The organism is Pseudomonas sp. PDM10, assembly GCF_014852295.1.
Taxonomy (GTDB): Bacteria; Pseudomonadota; Gammaproteobacteria; order Pseudomonadales; family Pseudomonadaceae; genus Aquipseudomonas.
This window is the reverse complement of sequence record NZ_JACVBJ010000009.1, coordinates 272781-297290: the sequence shown is the minus strand read 5'-3', so window position 1 is coordinate 297290 and position 24510 is coordinate 272781. Positions and strand designations below refer to the sequence as shown.

19 protein-coding genes are annotated in these 24510 nt (G+C 58.6%); 13 read left to right on the top strand and 6 right to left on the bottom strand.

Features of this window, described 5'->3' with window-relative positions; all coding sequences use genetic code 11:
* Positions 1-271 precede the first annotated feature (271 nt).
* A complete protein-coding gene (locus IB252_RS29120) occupies positions 272-811 on the top strand; it encodes a hypothetical protein (RefSeq protein WP_192411070.1) in 540 nt (179 codons plus the stop codon).
* A gap of 7 nt (positions 812-818) precedes the next feature.
* Here the strand turns inward: IB252_RS29120 and IB252_RS29115 are convergent, their stop codons facing one another.
* Positions 819-4955, bottom strand: a complete 4137-nt coding sequence (locus IB252_RS29115; protein ID WP_192411069.1) for a CheR family methyltransferase — start codon at positions 4953-4955, stop codon at positions 819-821.
* Positions 4956-5200: 245 nt separating this feature from the next.
* On the opposite strand from IB252_RS29115, the gene IB252_RS29110 reads away from it, so the two are divergent.
* The 4 genes from IB252_RS29110 (at position 5201) to IB252_RS29095 (ending at position 10385) form a co-directional block, all read left to right on the top strand.
* Positions 5201-6805: a tetratricopeptide repeat-containing response regulator gene (locus IB252_RS29110; RefSeq protein WP_192411068.1), complete on the top strand. Its 1605-nt coding sequence runs from the start codon at positions 5201-5203 to the stop codon at positions 6803-6805.
* Positions 6802-7494, top strand: coding sequence for a sensor histidine kinase (locus IB252_RS29105; RefSeq protein ID WP_192411067.1), 693 nt, complete (start codon positions 6802-6804; stop codon positions 7492-7494). The genes IB252_RS29110 and IB252_RS29105 overlap by 4 nt, the downstream gene beginning before the upstream one ends.
* 201 nt (positions 7495-7695) lie before the next feature.
* On the top strand, positions 7696-8937 hold the full coding sequence (locus IB252_RS29100) for a glutamine synthetase family protein (protein ID WP_192411072.1): 1242 nt from the start codon (positions 7696-7698) through the stop codon (positions 8935-8937).
* Positions 8938-9008: 71 nt separating this feature from the next.
* Complete coding sequence (locus IB252_RS29095) at positions 9009-10385, top strand: MFS transporter (protein WP_192411066.1); 1377 nt, start codon at positions 9009-9011, stop codon at positions 10383-10385.
* 72 nt (positions 10386-10457) lie between these two features.
* Here IB252_RS29095 and IB252_RS29090 read toward each other — a convergent pair whose 3' ends face one another.
* From IB252_RS29090 to flgA, 4 genes are all read right to left on the bottom strand, one after another.
* Positions 10458-11204 (bottom strand): flagellar brake protein, encoded by a 747-nt coding sequence (locus IB252_RS29090; RefSeq protein WP_111451682.1) that lies wholly within the window; start codon positions 11202-11204, stop codon positions 10458-10460.
* Positions 11205-11296: 92 nt separating this feature from the next.
* Positions 11297-11764: a flagella synthesis protein FlgN gene (locus IB252_RS29085; RefSeq protein ID WP_111451683.1), complete on the bottom strand. Its 468-nt coding sequence runs from the start codon at positions 11762-11764 to the stop codon at positions 11297-11299.
* A gap of 48 nt (positions 11765-11812) precedes the next feature.
* Complete coding sequence (gene flgM, locus IB252_RS29080; RefSeq protein ID WP_111451684.1) at positions 11813-12139, bottom strand: flagellar biosynthesis anti-sigma factor FlgM; 327 nt, start codon at positions 12137-12139, stop codon at positions 11813-11815.
* A gap of 168 nt (positions 12140-12307) precedes the next feature.
* Positions 12308-13069 (bottom strand): flagellar basal body P-ring formation chaperone FlgA, encoded by a 762-nt coding sequence (gene flgA / locus IB252_RS29075; protein WP_111451685.1) that lies wholly within the window; start codon positions 13067-13069, stop codon positions 12308-12310.
* 82 nt (positions 13070-13151) lie between these two features.
* Between flgA and IB252_RS29070 the strand changes: the two genes are divergently transcribed.
* The 6 genes from IB252_RS29070 (at position 13152) to flgE (ending at position 18229) form a co-directional block, all read left to right on the top strand.
* On the top strand, positions 13152-14084 hold the full coding sequence (locus IB252_RS29070; protein WP_008147956.1) for a chemotaxis protein CheV: 933 nt from the start codon (positions 13152-13154) through the stop codon (positions 14082-14084).
* A gap of 46 nt (positions 14085-14130) precedes the next feature.
* Positions 14131-14958, top strand: coding sequence for a protein-glutamate O-methyltransferase CheR (gene cheR / locus IB252_RS29065; RefSeq protein WP_074879171.1), 828 nt, complete (start codon positions 14131-14133; stop codon positions 14956-14958).
* A 321-nt stretch (positions 14959-15279) separates the two neighbouring features.
* Positions 15280-15687, top strand: a complete 408-nt coding sequence (flgB, locus tag IB252_RS29060; protein WP_008147960.1) for a flagellar basal body rod protein FlgB — start codon at positions 15280-15282, stop codon at positions 15685-15687.
* Between the two features lie 3 nt (positions 15688-15690).
* Positions 15691-16134: a flagellar basal body rod protein FlgC gene (flgC, locus tag IB252_RS29055; RefSeq protein WP_046046514.1), complete on the top strand. Its 444-nt coding sequence runs from the start codon at positions 15691-15693 to the stop codon at positions 16132-16134.
* A gap of 15 nt (positions 16135-16149) precedes the next feature.
* Positions 16150-16872, top strand: a complete 723-nt coding sequence (gene flgD, locus IB252_RS29050; protein ID WP_111451687.1) for a flagellar hook assembly protein FlgD — start codon at positions 16150-16152, stop codon at positions 16870-16872.
* Positions 16873-16903: 31 nt separating this feature from the next.
* Positions 16904-18229, top strand: a complete 1326-nt coding sequence (gene flgE, locus IB252_RS29045) for a flagellar hook protein FlgE (protein WP_111451688.1) — start codon at positions 16904-16906, stop codon at positions 18227-18229.
* A gap of 270 nt (positions 18230-18499) precedes the next feature.
* Here the strand turns inward: flgE and IB252_RS29040 are convergent, their stop codons facing one another.
* Positions 18500-21394, bottom strand: a complete 2895-nt coding sequence (locus IB252_RS29040; RefSeq protein ID WP_192411065.1) for a ribonucleoside-diphosphate reductase subunit alpha — start codon at positions 21392-21394, stop codon at positions 18500-18502.
* 739 nt (positions 21395-22133) lie between these two features.
* Here IB252_RS29040 and IB252_RS29035 point away from each other — a divergent pair.
* On the top strand, positions 22134-22847 hold the full coding sequence (locus IB252_RS29035) for a response regulator (protein WP_111451690.1): 714 nt from the start codon (positions 22134-22136) through the stop codon (positions 22845-22847).
* The gene (locus IB252_RS29030) at positions 22844-24454 is read left to right on the top strand and encodes an ATP-binding protein (protein WP_192411064.1); all 1611 of its coding nucleotides are present in this window, start codon (positions 22844-22846) and stop codon (positions 24452-24454) included. The genes IB252_RS29035 and IB252_RS29030 overlap by 4 nt, the downstream gene beginning before the upstream one ends.
* Positions 24455-24510 lie beyond the last annotated feature (56 nt).

The window sequence follows — 24510 nt, the reverse complement described above, 5'->3', positions numbered from 1 at the left end:
AACTCAGCAGTGAAACGATGCATCGCCGATGGTAGTGTGGGGTTTCCCCATGTGAGAGTAGGTCATCGTCAAGATTAAATTCCGAAACCCCTATCTGCGTATGCAGGTAGGGGTTTTGTTTTGTCCGAAGAAAAAACATCTGCTACGGAGTCCCCGCTGGGTTTGCGCCAGCTGTTGATTGCTCTTTTCTACGTGTCATCACCCGACGATCTACATGGAAAGTCTGGCATTGCTGTGCCTTACTCCAGACATAACTCATGGGGCAACGTCGATGCGGCGAAGAGGCGCAAAATTCTGGTTATGGACCAACACGCAGTTACCCCTTCATACGCATGAAGAGGTACTCAGCAATGGGCTGCACATCGAGGTGCAGGCACGGGCCAGTCATGAGGGGGTTACCCAGGTATTTATAGGTGTCTACGGCACCGATGGCTGGGCGGTTTGCGAGGAGTCTCATGACCGGCACGCCGGTGAGCATTACTGCGCGGCGTTGAAGTGGGGCGCTCAGCGGGCGAGGGAGATTGTTGCGGATACCCAGGAGTTCGTCGCGCCGCATCGGGTGCAGGTGACTTTGAGTCCAGTGATTACCGATGAGCCGGAACTGGCCCTGCGGCGGATGGAAATGACCGAGCGCCAGTCTTTGAAACTCAGGTCCGAAGATGCCTGGTCGGAGTACCTGGCTGCCAAGGCAGCCATGCTGGAGCTGATGCGCTCAACCAGAGTCGATCCCAGGGTCTGGGCTGATAACAAGGAGCGGCTTAGGCAGGCCATCGATCGACGAGCCTGCGTACAACGGGCCTATCTGCGCTGACCCTGCCTCAGGTCTGGGAGCGTCGCAGATTTTCAATGGTTTCGATCAGATCATCATAGGACACCGGTTTTCCAATGTGCTGGTCAAAGCCCGATTGCCGTGATTTTTGAATGTCGCTGTGGGCGCCGTAGCCCGTCAGTGCAATGGCCGGCACATCCTTGACCAGCGGCAACTGACGCAATGCGCTCATCAGCTCGTGGCCATTCATGACCGGCATGCCCAAGTCAGAAATGATCAAGTCGAAGCGCGTGCTTTTTGCGGCATCCAAAGCCGCCACCGGACGGTCGAACGCAATCACTTGCGCGTCTTCCATTTCCAGCAGCATTTTCAAGGTTTCCAGTACATCGGCGGAGTCGTCGACCAGCAGGATCGTCAAACCGCTCAGCCTGCCAGAGGATTCTTCAACCTGAGTCGGGGTTTGCGGCTCATCTAGGGTGTGGGCCAAGGGCAGGTAAACCGTGAAGGTACAACCTGTTCCCACCCCGGCAGAGGTCACCTCAACCGTTCCCCGTTGGGCCTCGGTCAACTGGCGGACCAGTGACAAGCCGATTCCCAGTCCTTCACGGTTGTGGCTGACGTGCTGCTTTTCAGCCTGGCCGAACAGGTCGAACACGTGATCGAGGTTCTCGGGTGCGATACCCGCACCGTTATCTTTGACGTCCAGCCGCGCCATGTTTCCAACCTGGCTGGCGATCAATTGCACGTGGCCGTTGGAGGGCGTGAATTTCAGCGCGTTATTCACCAGGTTCCAGATAATTTGCTCCAGGCGCGTCGGGTCGGCATGGACCATCAATGCGTCTGAAGGCACGTGCAGCTCGACGGTGGCGTCGTGTCGGTCGCTGAGCACGACGGCGTGAATATCGCGCAACACACTGGCCAGATCCACGGCGATGGGTTTCAGTTTCAGTTTGCCGGTACGGACCCGGGCGACATCCAGCAGATCATCGATGATTCTTGCCTGGCTGTTGACGGCGTCGCAGATGGTGTTGACGGCCTTGGCGGCCGGCTCCACCGACTTGGTTACCGGCAAGCGACGCAGCAGTTCTGCATTGAGCTGAATCAGGTTCAACGGATGCTTGAGTTCGTGGGACATGACCGCAAAGAATTCATCCTTGAGGTAATTGGTGTTGCGCGTTTCGGCCAGTTGTTGGCTCTGTTCTTCATGCTGGCGTTTATGGCCGGTCAGGTCGCGGGCGATTTTGACGTAGCCTTTGAGATTGTCGCCGCTGAGCAAGGTCACCTCGCCGCTGCAAAAGAAGCGGTTGCCGTCCTTGCGCACGTGCCAGCGCTCATCTTCGCTGCGGCCATGGGTGCGCACCACCAGCAGTTCGTTTTCAGGCACGCCGGACGCGCGATCTTCAGGCGAGAAAATGAAGTCGTAATAGGCGCCCTCGGCCTCGGCCTTGCTGTAGCCGAAGATCAATTCGGCGCCTTTGTTCCAGGTGGTGATCACGCCCTGCTCATCGAGGGTGATGATGGCGTAGTCGCGCGTGCTTTCGGCGACCAGACGCATGCGTTCTTCGCCCAGTCGCAGCTCTTCTTCAGCCGCACGACGTTTGGTGATGTCGATGAACGTCAGCACGGTGCCGTCGATATGGTCTTCACTGGAGCGATAGGGCAGCAGGCGGGCGATGTACCAGCGGTTGTCGGTGCTGCTGACTTCGCGTTCGATCATGTTCAGCGATTCGAACACCTGGGCCGCGTCTGCGACGATGTCCTCGTAATGCAGGCGATGGGTAATGTCGAGCAAGGAGCGCCCGGTATCCACCGGTAACATGCTGAAGATGTCAGTGGCACGCGGAGTGAACCACTTGATGCGCATGCTGCGATCGACAAACACCGTGGCGATGTCGGTGGAGGCAATCAGGTTGGTCAGGTAGTCGTTGATCTTGTCGGTTTCTTCGACTTTGGTTTTCAGCTCGTAGTTGACCGTCAACAGCTCTTCGTTGATCGACTGCAGCTCTTCCTTGCTGGTTTCCAGCTCCTCGGTGGCCGAACGCAGTTCTTCGTTGATCGCCTGCATTTCTTCGTTGGAAGCCTTGAGCTCTTCGCTGGAGACTTCCGATTGTTCGATGGTGTCCTGCAGGTGCAATTTGGTGCGTTGCAGTTCGCGCTCAAGGTTGGACAGCACCTGGCTTTCGGTCTGTAGCACGGTGGTGGCCGCCCGTTCGGCAGGGTCGACCTCGACTTCCTCGAAAATCACCAGGACGTATTCGCCGTCCGAATCTTCATCCTTGTAGGGATGTGCGACCAGATCAATCAGGTAACTGCGCTTGTCACGCTTGATCGGCACTTCGCGGGACTTGACCGGCAGACCACTCTGCTGGACCTGGAACAGCGTAGTGCGGATTTCCAGGCGCAGTTCCGGAAGAATCAGTGTCAGCAAGTTCCGCGACAATTCGCCGCCAACATGACGCAGGAAACGCCCGGCACTCTCGCTCATATGCAGGATGTCGGCGTTGGCATCGACGATCACGCTCGGTGGTGCGGAGTGTTCGAGGGCGCGTTGATGGATATCGGCAAATGACAATTTACGCGGCGCGCTGCTTTGCGGGACCTGTTGGGAAGTGTTGGTCCGCACATAGCCTCCACGCGGCATGGTCGGTGTGCGTCGACTGTTGGCCGTGCCGGTCTTGGCGCGGAAAATCCGGTTGCGTTTATCCACCGGCGCGAACAATTCGTGGCACGCGTCTGCGCTCTCGGAAGAACCGAGGAACAGGAAACCGCCGGGACGCAGGGCAAAGTGGAACATCTGGAGGATTTCGCGTTGCACTTCGCGATCCAGATAGATCAGCAGGTTGCGGCAAACGATCAGGTCGATCTGGGAGAAGGGCGGGTCGGACAACAGGCTGTGCTTGGCGAACAAGACCTTTTCGCGGATTTCCTTGCGGATCCGATAATGATCGTCTTCCTTGATGAAGTAGTGACGCAGCCGCGAGGGTGGCACATCGGTGACGATCGCCTGTGGATACAGGCCGGCCCGGCCGATGCTGATGGCGCGTTCGTCGATGTCGGTGGCGAACAGCTGCATCGATGCCGCGCTGGCATCCAGTTGCAATTGATCGTTGAGCAGCATGGCCAGGCTGTAGGCTTCTTCGCCCGTAGAGCAGCCAGCGGACCAGACCCGGATTTCTTCTTTCTCGGGGTGTGCGGACACGGCGGCGCTGACCAGTTGCGGCACGACATCCCGCTCCAGGGCTTCGAAAGCCTCTCTGTCACGGAAGAAGTTGGTCACCCCGATCAGCATGTCGCCCAGGAGTGCCTTGGTTTCTTCGGGATTGTTCTGCAGATACTGGTAATAGGCACTCAGGTCCGACTGGCCGGTGACCTGCATGCGGCGTTCGATCCGGCGCAACACGGTGGCGCGCTTGTAGTGTTTGAAGTCATGGCCGGTTCCAGTGCGCAACTGAATCAGGATGTCGCGCAGCACCTGTTCGGCAAGTGCCGCCTCACGCTCGGACACCGCAGCAATGGTTTGCAGTTCCGGATCGTTGGCGATGGGTAAAGTGATTTCCCTGGAGTTGCGCCATAGCTCCAGCAGTTTTTGCGGCATTTCCACCACAGGCAGCACCAGGTCAACCATGCGGGTTTCGATGGCGGCGCAAGGCATGCCATCGAATTCGGCGTCTTCCGGTGCCTGGGCGAGGGTGATGCCACCTTGTTCCTTGATCCGTGACAAGCCAACCGCGCCGTCGGAGCCGGTGCCCGACAACACCAGACAGAAGGCGCGCTCGCGGTGTACATCGGCCAGGTCGCGGAAAAACAGATCAATGGATGCGTGGCGACCTTCGCGCGGGTCTGTGGCGCTGACTTCCAGAAAGCCATCGTTCATTGCCAGCCGTTGCGCCGGTGAAATGACGTACACCCGGTTTTTCTCGATGGCCACCGTTTCGGTCACCTGCAGAACCGGCATCTTGGTCGATTCCTGGATGATCTTGTCAGCGATGCTCTGGTGATCGGGCGACAGATGGAGAATGATCACGAACGCCATGCCATTGTCTTGAGGCATGTTTTCAAAGAACAATTTGATCGCTTGCAGCCCGCCCGCCGACGCACCGATGCCCACCACCGGAAAATCCAGGGTGCTGGGGGTCAGGGCCTTTCGCTCGGTAGGGGTATCCGAGCGCTTGGGTTTGGTGGTCATGACTTAGGCCTTTAGCTGCGACGTAGAGCGTGTTGATTTCAAGCGACAGGAAGCGCAATTCAATAGGTCAGGATAATCCCGTTTTTCAATAACGCCTTCAAATATTTAGCTCTCCATGGGAGGCGTCCATGAATTCTTTGACCACCAAATGAGCGATTGCACTCCCGTTGCTTCAAGTGAATGCCTGTTCTGGCCGATAACCCGAACAGTCATGGTCTTCTTCTTAAATTGCCTGGAAATCTTCGATGCTGTCGTATCACCAAAAGCGTTTTTTGATCGTCGATGATTTCTCGGATTTTCGTAGTTCCGTCAGGTCCATGCTGCGCGAACTGGGCGTCAAGGATGTCGACACCGCCGACACCGGTGAACAGGCGCTGCGTATGTGTTCGCAGAAGGCTTACGATTTCATCCTGCAGGACTTTCACCTGGGCGATGGCAAGAAGAACGGCCAGCAGGTGCTTGAGGACCTGATGATCGAGAAGCTGATCAGTCATGAGGCCGTGTTCGTCATGGTCACCGCCGAGACCAGTCAGGCGATGGTGCTCAGTGCGTTGGAACACGAACCCGATGCGTACCTGACCAAACCGTTCAACCGTTCCGGCCTGGCTCAACGCCTGGAGCGGCTGGAACAACGCAAGACCTTGCTCAAGCCGATTCTGCAGGCCCTTGACCGGGGCAAACCGGTTGAAGTGCTCAATGCTTGCATCGCCCTGTGCAAGCAAGACATCCGCTACTCGCCGTTGTGCCTGCGCTACCGCGCCGATGCGTTGCGCGACTTGAATCAGAACGAGGCGCTGGAACGTCTCTACGACAGCATCATTGCCGATCGACCGTTGCCGTGGGCGTTTGCCGGGTTGGGTAAGCTGCTGTTCAAGCGTGGCCAGGTCGCTCAGGCCAAAGGCGTCTATGAAAAAGCCCTGAAAGTGTTCCCGATGATGCCGGCGCTCTACGACGGCATGGCCGAAGTGCTGGTCGCCGAAGGCGACACCAAGGCGGCCCAGCGTGTGCTGGAAGAGGCGATCCGCTTGTCGCCACTGGCGGTGCGCCGGCAAGCGCTGCTGGGTAAGTTGGCGATGGCCAACGAAGATTTCGACACCGCCTCCAAAGCCTATCGTCAGGCCGTGGCGCAGGGCGCGCAGTCACGTTTCAAGGATGCGGAGAGCAACCTCGGCCTGGCCCATGCCTTGATCAGTAAAGGCAGCGAAAAAGGTCTGGATACCCGGACTCGACTGGAAATCAACACGACGCTGAGTGCGGTGGCCAAGGAAAACCCCTCCGACCCAGGTCTGCAGATTCGTGCGCGATTGATGAAAGCCACCAGTCTGCTGCTCAACGATGCCGAAACCGCCGAAAAGCTTACCGAGCAGGCGATGATGCGCCTCGATGGCATGGAACAGTTCATGAGCGCCGAAGCCGCGCTGCTGGTGGCCAAGCAACTGCAGATGCTCGGGCAGGCCAGCGCCGGTGCCTCGATGCTGAAAAACTGCGCGGAAATCTACGGCGACGACCCTACAGTGATGAAGGGCATCGCCAAGTTGACCGACGATCCGACCATCCTCAACTCCGGCAACGCCGCTGCGGACCTCAACCGTCAGGGCGTGCGGGTGTACAAGACCGGCAACCTGGTGGAGGCGCGGCAGGTGTTCCGCAAAGCCCTGGCGCTGCAGCCGAAGAACATCAGCATCGCGCTGAACATGGCGCAGTCGCTGCTGCACGGCACCGACACCAATGTCCCTTCGGCGGAGCTGGAAGAATGTCGGACGTGCCTGAAAATGGTCGGCCTGATGCCCGACACCGATGCGCGTTTTCCCCGTTATCAGAAGTTGCGAAGCAAGGCGTTTGGCGAATGAACAACAGCGAACAGGCACTCGATTTTTCCACGGTGATTGCCTCCACCGTGCACGACATGAAGAATTCCCTGGCGATGGTGATGCAAGCCCACAGCCAATGGTTGGCGCGCTTGCCGGATCCGCAGCAGCACACGCCGGAGCAGGGTGTGATCGAATTCGAATTCGCACACCTTAATGGCATGCTCGTGCAGTTGCTGGGGCTGTACAAGCTCGGCGTCAACCAGATGCCGTTGCAACCGGCCTACCATGAACTGGATGACTTCATCGAAGCGCAATTGGCCTGCCACCAGGACGTGTTCGCCAGTCGAGGCATCATCGCGACCTATGAAGTGGACCCGCTGAGCCCTCTGGGTTTCTTCGACCGGGAGCTGATTGCTTCGGTGCTGAGCAACAGCATCAACAACGCGATTCGTTACGCCCGCCACGCGGTGTTGATCAGCGTCAGCGATGAAGCCGGGCAATTGGTGCTGACCGTCAATGACGATGGCGAGGGTTATCCACCCGAGATGATCGAGCGTCAGGCCGATTACGTACAGGGGATCAACCACAGCAGCGGAAGCACTGGACTGGGCCTGTACTTTGCCGCACGGATTGCCTCACTCCATCAACGCAACGGCGTGGGTGGACGCACCGAAATCAGCAATGGCGGCCCGCTGGGCGGCGGCGTGTTCAGCCTTTACCTCCCCTGACGGGTCTTTTTGTTGGCCGCTGCTTGATATTCCGAACAGGCGGAGCCTATTTTGTACGGGTTGCCGTTCGCGGCTCGCACAACACCAAAGGATTGCGTCATGACAACCGATGGCCATCGCTCACTCGCACAGCGATTGACGGGCATTGATGAGATTGAATGTGTCACCCCGGATTTGAATGGCGTACCCCGTGGCAAGGTCATGACCGCCGAAGGCTTTCTCGAGGGGCGGCGTTTGCAGATGGCGCGCGGGGTGCTGCTGCAATGCATCATGGGCGGATATCCGCCAGCGCGCTTTTACGGCAGCGATGATGGCGATCTGGCGCTGGTGCCCGACCCTGCACAGATCCATCGCTTGCCTTGGAGCCAGCAACCGCGAGCCTTGGCTATTTGCGATGCTGACGAGCTGACCGGCGAAAGCTCGTCTCTGTCGACCCGCGGCCAACTCAAAGCCGTGATCGCGCGTTACGCGGCCCTCGGCCTGGCACCGGTGGTGGCGACCGAGCTGGAATTTTTTGTCTTCGCGCCCAATACCGACCCGACTCAACCGTTCCAGCCGCCGCTGGGCCTGGACGGTCGTCGCGAGGACGGTCATTCGGCGTTCAGTATCAGTTCCAATAATGGTTTGCGGCCGTTCTTCAGTGAAGTCTACGCCTGCATGGCGGCCCTGGGCCTGCCGCGCGATACCTTCATGCACGAGATGGGCATCAGCCAGTTCGAGATCAACCTGCTGCACGGCGACCCGCTGCTGCTGGCCGACCAGACACTCCTGTTCAAACATCTGCTTAAAGAAGTCGCGCTCAAGCATGGCCTGACTGTGGTTTGCATGGCCAAGCCGCTGGCGCACACGCCCGGCAGCTCGATGCATATTCACCAGAGCATCATCGAGATCGGCAGCGGGCGTAACGTGTTCAGCGACAAGGCTGGAGAGCCGACGGCGACCTTCCGTCATTTCATCGCGGGTCAGCAGGCCGGCATGGCGGATTTCACCGCGTTGTTCGCACCGAACGTGAACTCGTATCAGCGCTTGTGCCATCCCTTCGCATCACCGAATAATGCCTGCTGGTCCCACGACAACCGTGCGGCCGGATTGCGTATTCCGGCCAGTTCTCCCGCCGCTCGTCGGGTCGAGAACCGCTTGCCGGGGGCTGATGCAAATCCTTATCTGGCGATCGCCGCCAGCCTTGCCGCAGGGTTGTATGGCATTGAGCACAAACTGGAGCCGAGCGAGCCGATCCAGGGCGAATTTGAAGTACCGGACAATCTTTCGTTGCCGTGTACCTTGCATGCGGCTCTTGAGCGTCTGAAACGTAGTCAATTGGCGAAGGAACTGTTTGGCAAGGAGTTCATCGAAGGCTACATCGCCTCGAAGACCATGGAGTTGACCAGCTTCTTTGATGAAATTACTCCCTGGGAGCGGCGTGTTTTAGCGGCCCAGGCCTGACGATCCGTCGACATCAGGCTATCGTTTGTCGGTAGCCTGAAACTCACTGCAAGGAGCCGCTCGGAACGCCGATGCGCCAAATCTGGAAACCCTTTCGAGCGCTTTATTTTGCCTCGCTGATGATGTTGATCGGCTCTGGCCTGTTGAGTACTTACCTGGCCTTGCGCCTGGCGGCCGACCACGTCGACAGCCTGTGGGTCGGTGCGTTGATGGCAGCCAACTATTGCGGCCTGGTGCTGGGTGGCAAGATCGGTCACCGGTTGATCGCCCGGGTCGGGCATATTCGCGCCTATTCGGCCTGCGCCGGGATTGTCGGTGCGGCGGTGCTGGGCCATGGCCTGGTGGACTGGTTGCCGGCCTGGATCTTCCTGCGGGTCATCGTCGGCCTCGGCATGATGTGCCAATACATGGTCATCGAAAGCTGGCTCAATGAGCAGGCTGAAGCCACGCAGCGCGGGACGGTCTTCAGCGGCTACATGATCGCCTCGTATCTGGGGCTGGTGCTGGGTCAGTTGATTCTGGTCATGCACCCGGGCCTGGGTCTTGAGCTGCTGATGCTGGTCGCCTTGTGCTTCGCGCTGTGCCTGGTGCCGGTGGCCCTGACCCGGCGGATTCACCCGGCGCCGTTGCACCCGGCACCGATGGAGCCGCGGTTCTTCATCAAGCGCGTGCCGCAGTCGTTGAGCACGGTGCTGGGGGCAGGGCTGATCATCGGTTCGTTCTACGGTCTGGCTCCGCTGTATGCCTCACAGCAGGGATTGTCCACGGAGCAGGTCGGTCTGTTCATGGGTAGCTGCATTTTTGCCGGGTTGCTGGTGCAATGGCCGTTGGGCTGGCTGTCCGACCGTTATGACCGGGCGTTGTTGATCCGCTGTTTTGCGCTGGTCCTGGCGCTTACCGCGTTGCCGCTGGCAATCATGCAACAGGTACCGCTGGAGATTTTGTTTATCACCGGGTTCTGCTGTTCGCTGGTGATGTTCTGCCTGTATCCGCTGGCGGTGGCATTCTCCAACGATCACGTCGAGGGCGATCGCCGGGTGTCCCTGACGGCGATGCTGTTGGTGACCTACGGTGTCGGCGCCAGTATCGGGCCGCTGGTGGCCGGGGTGCTGATGAAGCTGTTCGGCAGCCACATGCTCTATGCCTTCTTCAGTTTCTTCGCGTTGGTACTGGTGTGGCGGATTCGCCCGAAAGCGGTGACCAACCTGCATGTGGTGGACGATGCACCGCTGCATCACGTCGCCATGCCGGACAGTATGTCGAGTTCGCCACTGGTGGCTTGCCTTGACCCGCGGGTCGATGAGCAAGTTGTCCAGGAGCAGATGCAGAACCCGATCAACCCTGACCCGGACCCGGACCCGGAACCTGAATCAGGGCTCGAAACCGATCCGACACCCGAAGACCCTGATGCACCTCGCGAGCAAAGTTTTACCGAGGCCAGGCCATAACGCATAAAAACAACGCATAAAAAAACGGGCAGTCACCGCAAGGGACTGCCCGTTTTCTATTGAAGCGTCTTATTACATGTCGTCTTTGTCGAAGCGCCGCGCTTCGCGCTGAAGCTGATAGACGAACCGCTCGACCTGCCGCTGCACCAGCCCGCTCATGTTGTGAAAGCGTACGCCGGCGAAGGTGGTGGAGATCCTTTCTTCGAAGTGCAGGTAACGCAGCTCGACCGGTGCCGTCATGTTGCCAAAGGGCAGGGCGGCGATGAAGCGGTCATACACCTGGCCCAGTTGCAGGCTGGCGGTGATGTCGCCTTCGAAGCGCAACTTGCAGCCGGTGGCGGAGATGTCCAAGAGCTTGCCGCTGATCGGCGACTTGAGCTTTTCACCGCCCAGATCGACGTTGACCAGTTGTGCCAGCTTCAATGCTGCGCGGAATGCATTGCGACGCTGGTGGTAAACCACCTGGGCGGGCAGGGCGCCACGGTAGCAGCGACCGCCAGCGGATTCGTCGATGGTCAACAGGCCGTTGCTTTCCCAGGCAATACGCACGCCGTCGTGAAAGCCTTCGACCTTGAACGGTTCGCCGGCGAGCAGGAAGCGTTCACCATCGCGGGGAATCATCTCGTCCAGGGCCATCATGTTGCTGTCACGGTCAATGTCCACCAGATAACTCTGGAAGCGCTGGCTGCGCTCATGGAACGTGATGATCAGCGGATCATGGCTGTCTTGCAGCTGGCGCAGGGTGCCGGAGATCTCCAACGGCGTGGTGAGCACCTTGGGTGGCTGCGGAGCATCTTCCGCGCTTAAGGCATTGAACACGGTTCATCAATCTCCAGGCAAAATATGACTACGGCTAGCCAGCATATTGCCAGCATGTTACGCGTCTTGATAGTGCGCGCTTTTCAGCAGGCTCAAGCCTGACTGAGCGGGCGTGGCTTCGCAAGCATGGAGGTTGATCCGCGCGCATCGTAGAGCGCTGGCGGCTCGCCGCCGTTGAGGATTTTCAGCTGATTGGCCGTCGCGGCCTGTTGCACCAGAATCGACTGGCCATTCTTGACGTTGGTCGCCTGGCACTGAGCCAGAAGATCGGTCAATACGTCGCTCTGCTCCAATAGCTGATCACCAATGCTCGAATGGCTGGCAAGTTGCTCCAGGCCATTGCGATTGGTCGGCAGATTGAGGCTGGCGAGGATTTCACTGCGCTTGCGGCCATGCTGATCGAGCAAAATGATCAATGCCTGTTTCTGCGCCAGAATCTCTTCGAGCAGTGGCATGTCACGACCGTGCAAGGCGAGGGACTCGGTTTGCAGTAGCTCCAGCAAGTGCTGTGCCGGAGCAAAATCGTCGGTGATCAGTTGCAGTAAATTAGTGTCGTGCATGGCTGGCCTTGGGTTTTAAGCGTCCAAAAGCCTGGCGCAGGCCTTGGCCTAGCGCTGGGCTTCGAAGTTGAGCAGTTTGCTGGCTACACGGTTGCTGTCGACTTTGTAGCTGCCATCGGCAATCGCTGCTTTCAACTCGGCCACGCGGGCGTTGTCGACGGCAGGCTGATCGCGCAGCTTGTCAGTGACCTTCTGCAACTGTTGAGCCTCATCGCTGAGATGTACCGATTCCCCGCTTTTGACGGTACTGGCCTGTTCGGCCGGGGTATTCAGCGGTGCGGGCTTGCCGGCTTCGGCGGTTTCCTTCGCGGTGCTGGTACGTGTACTGCCGGTAAGTGACGAGGAACTGTTTAAACGGCTGAAATCGATGACCATGACAAAAAACCTCTGGGTATTTGGACGCTTGCCATGTTTTCGGCCATACCCGGAAAAACTTTAGGCCCAATTATCAATGAGCTTGCGCGCGTCAACGCTTGCCCTGCATAGGGCACAGTCTAGGGAACAGTCGAGTGGCGCGCCACATCTTCACAAACAGAGAGTTCTCTACATCGCTACTTCCACTTGGCCGGGCGCGATGACTTGCGCCTTGATGACCCGCTGGGAGTTGAGGTTTTTCACCCGGATCTGTTCGCGCAAGCCGCCGTTGGACAGCGCTTCACCCGGCATGCGTACGCTCAGCGTTCCACTGCGGGCGGTAATCACCACCTGGTCGCCCTTGCTGATGACTTCTGCCTGTTCCATGTGCACCTGGGTCATGACCTGATCGGCGACCATTGGTCGGGTAAGTTTCTGCCCGATCGCCTGGTCGACGGAAGTCAGGTAACCCTGGCTGATCAGGCTGATGTCACGCTCGCGCAGGGTCACATCCTGGGGCTCGACGATACCGGCGCGTCGCAGCGGGCGGGTGGTGGTGACAATGTCGCGAAACAGGCGCACTTGAGCGGGTACGAAGACCGTCCAGGGCGAAGCGCCCTCGCAGCGAACCTTGACCGTAACCCGGCCCAGCGGCGTGGCGGGGCTCTCCAGGGACGCTGTCAATTCCTTGTCGCACATGGGCATGCGCAGCCGCGGATCGAGTTGCTTGACCTCGATTTCGTAGCGGCCTTCCGTTTGACTGGTGGCCAGATAGTCTTCTACGGTGAATTCAAGAAAGCCCTGGGTGACGCCGATAAGCATGTCAGGCAAGGTAACCGCGTCAGCAAGGGCAGGGCAGCCAGCGTTGAACAGGCAGACGGCCGACACCGCGCAAAGCAATTTGCGGGCGTTTGATGTCAGGCGTCGGAAAAATGTCGGTTCTGTGTTCATAAGAGTTAAAAAGCAAGCGCCGTGCCGTTTAGTGATGAATGCACGTCGCAACACACTTAAGCGTTGGTGTAGGAGTCTGTGCATGGCTGGTGTAATGGATGCGGTAAACCAGCGCACGCAACTGGTAGGGCAGAATCGCCTTGAGCTGTTGTTGTTCCGTCTCGACGGCCAGCAGCTGTATGGGATCAACGTGTTCAAGGTTCGGGAGGTGCTGCAATGCCCCAAACTGACGCTGATGCCAAAATCCAGTCCTGTCGTGTGCGGTGTGGCAAATATTCGGGGGGCGACCATTCCGATTCTTGATCTGGCGATGGCGACCGGCTCCGGTGCGCTGAAAGATCAAAGCAATCCCTTCGTGATCATCACGGAGTACAACACCAAGACCCAGGGTTTCCTGGTGCGGTCGGTGGAACGCATCGTCAACATGAACTGGGAGGAGATTCATCCGCCACCCAAGGGCACGGGACGCGATCATTACCTGACGGCTGTGACTCGGGTCGACAATCAGTTAGTCGAAATCATCGACGTCGAGAAAGTGCTGGCAGAAGTGGCGCCGACACCGGAAGCGATTTCCGTCGGCGTGGTGGATGTCGAAACCCAGCACAAGGCGCTCTCTTTGCGAGTACTGACGGTCGATGACTCGTCGGTGGCGCGCAAGCAGGTGACTCGTTGCCTGCAGACGGTCGGTGTCGAAGTGGTGGCGTTGAACGACGGTCGACAAGCGCTGGATTACCTGCGCAAGCTGGTCGACGAGGGCAAGAAGCCGGAAGAAGAGTTCCTGATGATGATTTCCGACATCGAGATGCCGGAGATGGACGGGTACACCCTCACGGCCGAGATCCGCAACGACCCTCGCATGCAAAAGCTTCACATCATCCTGCATACTTCGTTGTCGGGTGTATTCAATCAGGCGATGGTCAAGAAGGTCGGTGCCGATGACTTCCTTGCCAAATTCCGTCCTGATGACCTGGCATCCCGGGTAGTCAACCGGATCAAAGCAGCAGACATCAGCTAGGGGCCTTCTGCCCCTAACGGTTAATACGATTTAAGAGGCGGTATCTTTGTCTACGGGTAATTTGGATTTCGAACAGTTCCGGGTCTTCCTGGAAAAAGCCTGTGGCATTTTGCTCGGTGAAAACAAGCAATACCTGGTCTCGAGCCGTCTCAACAAACTGATGGAACAGCAAGGCATCAAGTCCCTGGGTGAGCTGGTCCAGCGCATCCAGACCCAGCCGCGCAGCGGTTTGCGCGAGATGGTGGTGGATGCCATGACCACTAACGAAACCCTGTGGTTTCGTGACACCTATCCGTTTGAAGTCTTGAAGAACAAGGTGCTGCCCGCAGCGATCAAGGCCGCCCCTGGCCAGCGTCTGCGGATCTGGTCGGCGGCCTGTTCGTCGGGTCAGGAACCGTATTCGCTGTCGATGTCGATCGATGAGTTCGAGCGCGTGAACATGGGCCAGTTGAAGATGGGCGTGCAGATCGTTGCCACCGATCTGTCCGGCACCATGCTGACCAACTGCAAGACCGGCGAATACGACAGCCTGGCCATCGGCCGTGGCCTGTCGCCCGAGCGCCTTCAACGTTACTTCGACCCAAAAGGGCCGGGACGCTGGGCCATCAAGGCACCGATCAAGAGCCGGGTGGAGTTTCGCTCGTTCAACCTGCTGGACAGCTACGCGGCGCTGGGCAAGTTTGACATCGTGTTCTGCCGCAACGTGCTGATCTACTTCTCCGCCGAGGTGAAGAAGGACATCCTGTTGCGCATTCACAGCACGTTGAAGCCGGGCGGTTATCTGTTCCTCGGTGCTTCCGAGGCGCTGAACGGTTTGCCGGATCATTACCAGATGGTCCAGTGCAGCCCGGGGATCATTTACCAGGCGAAGTGATTCGTTGGCGTCATCAAAAAACGGGAGTCCTCAGGGGCTCCCGTTTTTTTTTGCCTGCTCATTCCTCAAGCCCACCGCCGATCCCCTGTGGCGAGGGGATAAATCCCCTCGCCACAGGGCTGGCTACCACAGGGGGAGAAGGTGTTCGTGCGGGGGTGATAAGCGGCAGAAAAGCGGCAGGCGGCGGAAATCGGTTGCCGCTTTTCTGGCATTGCCACATTGCCACTGCCCGCAAAGCCCCGGTTTATGGGCTTTTTTGAATTGGCACGACGCTTGCTATGTCCTTGTTACGAAAAATCAGGTCACCCGAAGGTTTCCGACATGAGCATCAGCTTCGATAAAGCGCTCGGTATCCACGAACAAGCCCTGGGCTTCCGCGCTCAGCGTGCCGAAGTCCTGGCCAACAACATCGCCAACGCCGACACCCCGAACTACAAGGCTCGGGATCTGGACTTCTCCAAAGTGCTCGCCGCACAGAACGAGAAGACCAAGAGCGGATCTTTCGCCTTAAACATGACCAACAGCCGTCATATCGAAGCCGAAGGTCTGGGCAATGGCGACGAGTCGTTGATGTATCGCACGCCGATGCAACCGTCGATCGACCAGAACACCGTGGACGCACAGCTGGAACAGTCGAACTACGCGGAAAACGCGGTCAACTTCCAGGCCAGCTTCACCCTGCTCAACAGCAAATTCAAAGGGCTGGTATCAGCCCTTCGTGGAGAGTAAGTCATGTCTCTAGCCAGTGTTTTCAACATTGCCGGTAGCGGCATGAGTGCCCAGACCACTCGCTTGAACACCGTCGCCAGTAACATCGCCAACGCCGAGACCGTCTCGTCGAGCATCGACCAGACCTACCGTGCACGGCACCCGGTATTCGCCACCATGTTCCAGGGCGGGCAGAGCGGCGGCAGCGATTCGCTGTTCCAGAACCAGGACGCCGCCGGTCAAGGCGTGCAAGTGCTGGGTGTGGTCGAAGACCAGAGCAACCTTGAGGCGCGCTACGAGCCGAACCATCCGGCGGCCGACGCCAAAGGCTACGTCTACTACCCGAACGTCAATGTGGTGGAAGAAATGGCTGACATGATTTCCGCGAGCCGTTCGTTCCAGACCAACGCCGAAATGATGAATACCGCCAAAACCATGATGCAGAAGGTCCTGACCCTCGGTCAGTGATAAGGGGCGACTCAGATGAGTGTTACTGATACCACCAGTAGTTTGAGCCTCAAGGATATCCTGGCCAACTCCTCGATCAAGACCAGCACCAGTGCCGACGGCTTGGCGTCGGCGACGAACAGCGCCACCGGCAAAAAAGCCCTGGGCAAGGACGCGTTCCTGCAGTTGCTGGTAACGCAACTGAAAAACCAGAACCCGCTGGAGCCGCAAGACAACGGTGCGTTCGTCGCCCAGTTGGCGCAGTTCAGTAGCCTGGAAGGCATCACCACGCTCAACGACACCGTCAGCGGCCTGGCGAGCAATTACAACTCGTCCCAGGCATTGCAGGCGTCGTCGCTGGTCGGGCGTTCGGTCATTGCACCGGGCGGATCGGCGGTGGTCGATACCTCCAAGAGTTTCAACGGCACCATTGCCGTACCGGCGTCGGTGGACCCGGTCACGGTCAAGATCACCGATGCCGATGGCAAAGTTGTCCGCACCATCGGCCTGGGCAGCCAGAACGCCGGTACTTCCAGTTTCATCTGGGACGGCAAAAACGATGCAGGCGAAGTGGCCAAGGCGGGTACCTATACCTTCGGCGCTACGGCGACCTACGACGGCAAGGCGACCTCGCTGGTGACGTACCTGCCGGCAACGGTCAACAGCGTGACCATCAGCCAGACCGGCGGTGAGTTGATGCTCAACCTGGCCGGGCTCGGCAGCATCGCCCTGTCCAAAGTACAAACTATTGGTATGTAGAGCCGACTAACACGGCACAAAGGAGTGGAATATGTCTTTCAATATCGGCCTTAGCGGTCTCTATGCAGCCAACAAACAACTGGACGTGACCGGCAACAACATCGCCAACGTCGCGACCACCGGTTTCAAATCGTCCCGTGCGGAATTCGAAGACGTTTACTCGGCCACCAAGCTGGGTTCGGGCAGCAAAACCATCGGTAATGGCGTGCGCCTGGCCAACGTTTCCCAGCAGTTCACCCAGGGTGACGTCAACAACACCGGCAACGTACTGGACATGGGCATCAACGGTTCCGGCTTCTTCGTGCTGAGCGAGAACGGTTCGATGTCCTACACCCGTGCCGGTACGTTCAAGGTCGACAAGGACGGTTACGTCACCAATAGCGATGGCTCTGCGCGTCTGCAGGGTTATGGCGTGGATGCCAATGGCAAGATCCTCAATGGCGTTTTGACTGACCTGCGCATCGATACGTCGAACCTGGCGCCAAAAAACACCTCCACGGTTTCGTCGACGATCAACCTGAACTCCACAGCTCCCATCATCGACCAGACGATCAATCCGTTTGACCCGTCCAAGGAAGCGTCCTTCACCAAGCAGTTCAGTACCCCGATTTACGATACCCAGGGTAACAAGCACATCATGGATCAATACATGGTGAAGACTGCTGACAACACCTGGAAGACTTACACCCTGATCGAGGGTCGCAACCCGGATGGCAGTGACCCTACCAATCCTCTTACTCCTCCTGTCGCTTCGACCATGAACTTCGACAGCTCCGGCAACCTGACGTCGGTCACCACACCGGTTGTTCCTGCGACCGTTCCGCCATCTGTGACAACCAGCCCCGACCTGAAAGTCACCGGCTGGATTCCGGGTAACGTGACCAATGGCGTATGGACAGCCAACGGCGCGGCCTCTGGTGTCGTCACGGTCTCCATGGACAAAACCACGCAGTACAACGCTGACACCGCGCGTTCGATTCCTTCGCAGAACGGCTACGCCACCGGCCAGATCACCAACCTGACCATCGACGCCAGCGGTGTCATGCTGGCCAATTTCAGCAACAGCCAGACCAAGCCCATCGGCCAGATCTCGCTCGCCAGCTTCACCAACGAACAAGGTTTGCAACCGGTAGGCGGCACCAGTTGGAAAGAAACCTATACGTCGGGAATCCCGGGCTACGATGCGCCGAACACCGGTACCTTGGGCGAGATCCACTCCAACTCTCTGGAAGAGTCCAACGTCAACCTGACCAATGAACTGGTCGACCTGATCAAGGCGCAGAGCAACTACCAGGCGAACGCCAAGACCATCTCCACCCAAAGCACCATCATGCAGACCATCATTCAGATGACCTGATGCTGGATAACGCTGCATAAAGAACCCCTCGCAAGAGGGGTTTTTTTATGACCGGGATTTGTCCCTGACGCAGGCATTCTGGTTACCTGTGCTGGCCTCATCGCGAGCAGGCTCGCTCCCACAGTAGATCGCATTCCTCCGAGCCAACTCGGCCCTTGTAGGAGTGAGCCTGCTCGCGATGGTGTCAGCCCGGTCACCACTTTCCTGCAGGCAAAAGAAAACCCCCGACAATCCAGAGGGCTGTCGGGGGTTTCGGGTTACCGGCTCAGCTTATTGGCAAGCTTCGCAATCCGGCTCGTCGATGGCGCAAGCCTTCGGCACTGGAGCAGGGCCGGCAGGGGCTGCCAGGACCGAATCGTCACCGTGGTTGCCGCCGCTGGAAACAGCGTTCAGCTTGCCGGTGTTGATGGTCGACTTCTCGGTGCTGGTCGCGGCCAGGGCACGGAGGTAGTAAGTGGTTTTCAGACCACGGTACCAGGCCATGCGGTAGGTCACGTCCAGCTTCTTGCCCGATGCGCCAGCGATGTACAGGTTCAGCGATTGAGCCTGGTCGATCCACTTCTGACGACGGCTTGCCGCGTCAACGATCCACTTGGTGTCCACTTCGAAGGCCGTCGCGTAGAGCTCTTTGAGTTCTTGCGGGATGCGCTCGATCTGTTGCACCGAACCGTCGTAGTACTTCAGGTCGTTGATCATGACCGAGTCCCACAGACCGCGAGCTTTCAGGTCGCGAACCAGGTACGGGTTGATCACGGTGAATTCGCCCGACAGGTTCGATTTCACGTAGAGGTTCTGGTAGGTCGGTTCGATCGACTGCGATACGCCAGTGATGTTGGCGATGGTCGCGGTCGGTGCGATGGCCATGATGTTGGAGTTACGAATGCCTTTCTGCACACGGGCACGAACCGGTGCCCAGTCCAGGGATTCGTTCAGGTCAACGTCGATGTACTTCTGGCCACGTTGCTCGATCAGGATCTGTTGCGAATCCAGCGGCAGGATGCCTTTGGACCACAGCGAACCCTGGAACGTCTCGTAGGCGCCGCGCTCGTCGGCCAGGTCGCAGGAAGCCTGGATCGCGTAGTAGCTGACCGCTTCCATCGACTTGTCGGCGAACTCGACGGCAGCGTCGGAACCGTAAGGAATGTGCTGCAGGTACAGCGCGTCCTGGAAGCCCATGATGCCCAGACCGACCGGACGGTGCTTGAAGTTGGAGTTCTTCGCTTGTGGCACCGAGTAGTAGTTGATGTCGATAACGTTATCGAGCATGCGAACGGCGGTGTTCACGGTGCGTTCCAGCTTGGCGGTGTCCAGCTTGCCGTTGGTGATGTGGTTCGGCAGGTTGATCGAGCCCAGGTTGCAAACGGCGATCTCGTCCTTGTTGGTGTTCAAGGTGATCTCGGTGCACAGGTTCGAGCTGTGAACCACGCCGACGTGCTGCTGCGGGCTGCGCAGGTTGCATGGGTCTTTGAAGGTCAGCCATGGGTGGCCGGTTTCAAACAGCATGGACAGCATTTTGCGCCACAGGTCTTTGGCCTGGATGGTCTTGAACAGCTTGATCTTGCCCGGGTACTCGGACAGGGCTTCGTAGTACTCGTAACGCTCTTCGAAGGCCTTGCCGGTCAGGTCGTGCAGGTCCGGCACTTCGGACGGCGAGAACAGGGTCCACTTGCCATCATCGAAGACGCGCTTCATGAACAGGTCAGGAATCCAGTTGGCCGTGTTCATGTCGTGGGTACGACGACGATCATCACCGGTGTTCTTACGCAGTTCGATGAACTCCTCGATGTCCATGTGCCAGGTTTCCAGGTAGGCACAGACAGCGCCTTTGCGCTTGCCACCCTGGTTAACGGCAACGGCGGTGTCGTTCACTACTTTCAGGAACGGAACAACGCCCTGGGATTTGCCGTTGGTGCCCTTGATGTACGAACCCAGTGCACGAACCGGGGTCCAGTCGTTGCCCAGGCCGCCCGCGAATTTCGACAACATGGCGTTGTCGTGGATCGCGTGGTAGATGCCCGACAGGTCATCCGGCACGGTGGTCAGGTAGCAGCTCGACAGCTGTGGACGCAGAGTACCGGCATTGAACAGGGTCGGGGTCGACGACATGTAGTCGAAAGACGACAACAGGTTGTAGAACTCGATCGCACGGTCTTCTTTGTTCTTCTCTTCGATCGCCAGGCCCATGGCCACGCGCATGAAGAAAATCTGTGGCAGTTCGAAACGCACGCCATCCTTGTGGATGAAGTAACGGTCGTACAGGGTTTGCAGGCCCAGGTACGTGAACTGCTGATCGCGCTCGTGGTTGATCGCCTTGCCGAGTTTTTCCAGGTCGAAGGTAGCGAGGACCGGGTTCAGCAATTCGAATTCGATGCCCTTGGCGATGTAGGCAGGCAGGGCCTTGGCGTACAGGTCGACCATTTCGTGGTGGGTCGCGCTTTCGGCGACTTCCAGGAAGCTCAGGCCTTCGGCACGCAGGGTGTCCATCAGCAGGCGGGCGGTCACGAACGAGTAGTTCGGCTCACGCTCGACCAGCGTACGGGCGGTCATCACCAACGCTGTATTGACGTCGGTCAGGGCCACGCCGTCGTACAGGTTTTTCAGGGTTTCGCGCTGGATCAGGTCGCCGTCGACTTCTTCCAGGCCTTCGCACGCTTCGGTGACGATGGTGTTCAGGCGGCCCATGTCCAGAGGAGCAAAGGTGCCATCGGCGCGGGTGATGCGGATCGACGGGTGAGCGTTGACTGCTTCTTCGGCCGGTGCGTGGGCGGCGCGTTCTTTCGAACGACCGTCACGGTAGATCACGTAGTCGCGGGCTACTTTCTGCTCGCCGGCACGCATCAGGGCCAGTTCGACCTGGTCCTGGATTTCTTCGATGTGGATCGTGCCGCCCGAGGGCATGCGACGCTTGAAGGTCGCGGTGACTTGTTCGGTCAGGCGGGCAACGGTGTCGTGGATTCGCGACGAAGCGGCAGCGGTGCCGCCCTCAACTGCGAGAAACGCTTTGGTGATGGCGACGGTGATCTTGTCATCGGTGTAAGGAACGACAGTGCCGTTACGCTTGATCACGCGCAGTTGACCAGGCGCGGTGGCGGACAGATCCGAAGTCGAATCTGCGGCCTGCGGCAAGGTGCCCTGCGGGTTCTCGCGAGTTGTGTCGGTTTGCATGGGGGGTTGTCTCCACATTCTCTATGTTTGTTTGGGCACCGTTTGGGTGCCCACCGTTCCGTCCTGAAGCACTACAACCGGCGAAGGGCCGGGCATACCAACTTCGGGACAGATCAGGAAGGGGCAATTGGGGCGCCGCTTCCATGCCGAAGTCTTTGGTCCCAGGCCTTGAACCTGAAACCGGGATCCTTTTGGGTGACAGTAATTGACTGCAACACCCGTACCGTAAACGCCGTTTTCGGCGCAAAAACAGTAGCCATCCGCACGCGCGGTTTGGTCTTTCGAAAATACGTTTGGTTCAACCGGACAGAGGCAATAAAAGCGCTTGAAATCGGTGTCTGATTTGTGTTTGGTTTTTTACGCAAAACCCTACATGTAGGGTTTTTTTGGCGCCGGGGTACAAGATAATGCGTTTTTGGGGGTGTTGCAACGTACTACCTGTGGATAAACCTGTGCGTAAATTGTGTGTGAAAGGTGGAACGGGCGTGTAGGCCGCGACCTAGCTGGAGCGGACCGTTTTTCACTGATTTTCACCGATTGAAAACAGTCGCTCGGCTTTTTAAGGGCGCGAACCCTATCACAAAAAACCCCGTTGTCCGAACGCATTTACCGGCTTGTGTTCTTGGTGAGCGGCGTTTATACAATCGGCCCATGCAGATGCATTCTTATCCTCCCCAATCATTACAAAAAGACGGGCGGATCCTTCCTTATTAAGTGTTGTTGGCAAGCAGAGGTCACCGTGGAGCAAGACAACTGGCAGGTATTGATTGTCGAGGACGACCAGCGTCTGGCCGAACTGACCCGCGACTACCTGGAAGCCAATGGTCTGCGCGTATCGATCGAGGGTAACGGCGCCTTGGCCGCGGCACGGATCATCAAGGAGAAACCGGACCTGGTGATCCTCGACCTCATGTTGCCGGGTGAGGACGGACTGAGCATTTGCCGCAAGGTCCGTGACAAGTATGACGGCCCGATCCTGATGCTCACCGCCCGCACCGACGACACCGATCAGATTCTTGGCCTGGACCTGGGTGCCGACGACTACGTGTGCAAACCGGTTCGCCCCCGACTTTTGCTGGCGCGCATCCAGGCCTTGTTGCGACGCAGTGAAGCCCCGGAAGTGGCGCCGGAAAAACAACGACGTCTGCAGTTCGGTCCCTTGGTGGTCGATAACGCATTGCGCGAAGCCTGGCTGAACGACAACGGCATCGAACTGACCAGCGCCGAGTTCGACCTGCTCTGGCTGCTGGTGGCCAACGCCGGGCGCATCCTGTCCCGGGAAGAGATATTTACTGCATTGCGCGGCATTGGCTATGACGGCCAGGACCGTTCCATCGACGTGCGCATCTCGCGCATTCGCCCCAAAATCGGCGATGACCCGGAGCATCCGCGGCTGATCAAGACCATCCGCAGCAAAGGTTATCTGTTCGTTCCAGAAGCCTGCACGCTGTGAACTCGATCTTCCTGCGCATCTATGGCGGCATGTGCGCGGCGCTGATTCTGGTGGCGGTTCTCGGCGTGCTGGCCTTGCACCTGCTTAACCAGGTGCGCGGCGAGCAATACCGCGAACGCCTGGCCCACGGCACGTTCTCGCTGATGGCCGACAATCTGAACCCGATGAACGAAACCGAGCGCCACCGTGCCTTGCTGGTGTGGGAGCGGTTGTTGGGGATTCCTCTGGCGCTGAAGACCTTTGCCCAAACCGACCTCGACCTCACCCAGCGCACCCGCGTGCTGCACGGTCAGGCGCTGGTGGAACAAACCGGTCCGCACGCGGCGAAGGTCTATCGATTGGTCAGCGACAAGGAACAGCTGGTGCTGACCGGCGAAGTCCAGCAGATCAGCGAACAACTGGCCCGGGCGACTATTTACCTGCTGGCCGATGAACTGGTGCGCTACCCGGTGGCCGAGCAACCCGAGCGCCTGGCGCAGTTGAAACGCGATAAAGGGTTTGGTTTCGACTTGCGCCTGGTGACGATCGAACAGGCGGACATGGACGAAGACCAGAGTCGCCGGGTGTCCGAGGGCGACACGGTGATGGCGCTGGGCAAGGGCGGCGATTCGATCCGGGTGTTTGCCGGCATGGTCGGTACGCCGTGGGTGCTGGAAATCGGCCCGTTGTATCAGATGAATCCTTATCCGCCGGAGTGGCTGGTGCTGATCGCCGCCCTGGGTTTGAGCCTGATCGGTTTGATCGTCTATCTGTTGGTGCGGCAACTTGAGCGCCGTTTGCGTGGCCTGGAAGCGGCCGCCACGCGCATCGCCAAGGGCAGCCTGGAAACCCGCGTGCCTGCACGCGGCGCGGATTCGGTGGGGCGGCTGGCTTCGGCGTTCAACGGCATGGCCGAGCACTTGCAGCAGTTGCTGGCGATTCAGCGTGAGTTGGTGCGCGCCGTGTCTCATGAGCTGCGCACACCCGTGGCGCGGTTGCGTTTTGGTCTGGAAATGATCGGTTCGGCCACCACGCCGCAGGCGTTGGAAAAATACTGTGAAGGCATGGACAACGACATCGAGGATCTCGATCGGCTGGTGGACGAGATGCTCACTTACGCACGCCTGGAGCAGGGTTCACCGGCACTGAATTTTCAGCGGATCGATCTGGATGCGTTGGTCAATCAGGTGATCGAAGAACTGGCGCCGTTACGCGCCGAGGTCACGGTGCAACGCGGTTTGTGTTTGTCTGCCGCTGACAATGACGACGCCTGGGTCGAGGCCGAGCCGCGCTACCTGCACCGGGCGTTGCAGAACCTGGTGAGCAACGCCATGCGCCATGCTCAATCACGGGTGACCGTCAGCTATCAGGTCGGGCAGCAGCGCTGTCGGGTGGATGTCGAGGATGACGGACCGGGCGTGCCGGAAACGGCTTGGGAGAAGATCTTCACGCCATTCCTGCGCCTCGACGACAGCCGTACCCGCGCCTCCGGTGGGCATGGGTTGGGGTTGTCCATCGTGCGGCGAATCATCCATTGGCATGATGGCCGGGCGTTGATCAGTAAGAGCAAAAGCCTGGGCGGGGCGTGTTTCAGTTTGAGTTGGCCGAGGAATCAGGAGAAGCGTTGAGATCTTTGTCGCTTTTGAGGGCCTCATCGCGAGCAGGCTCGCTCCCACATTGGATC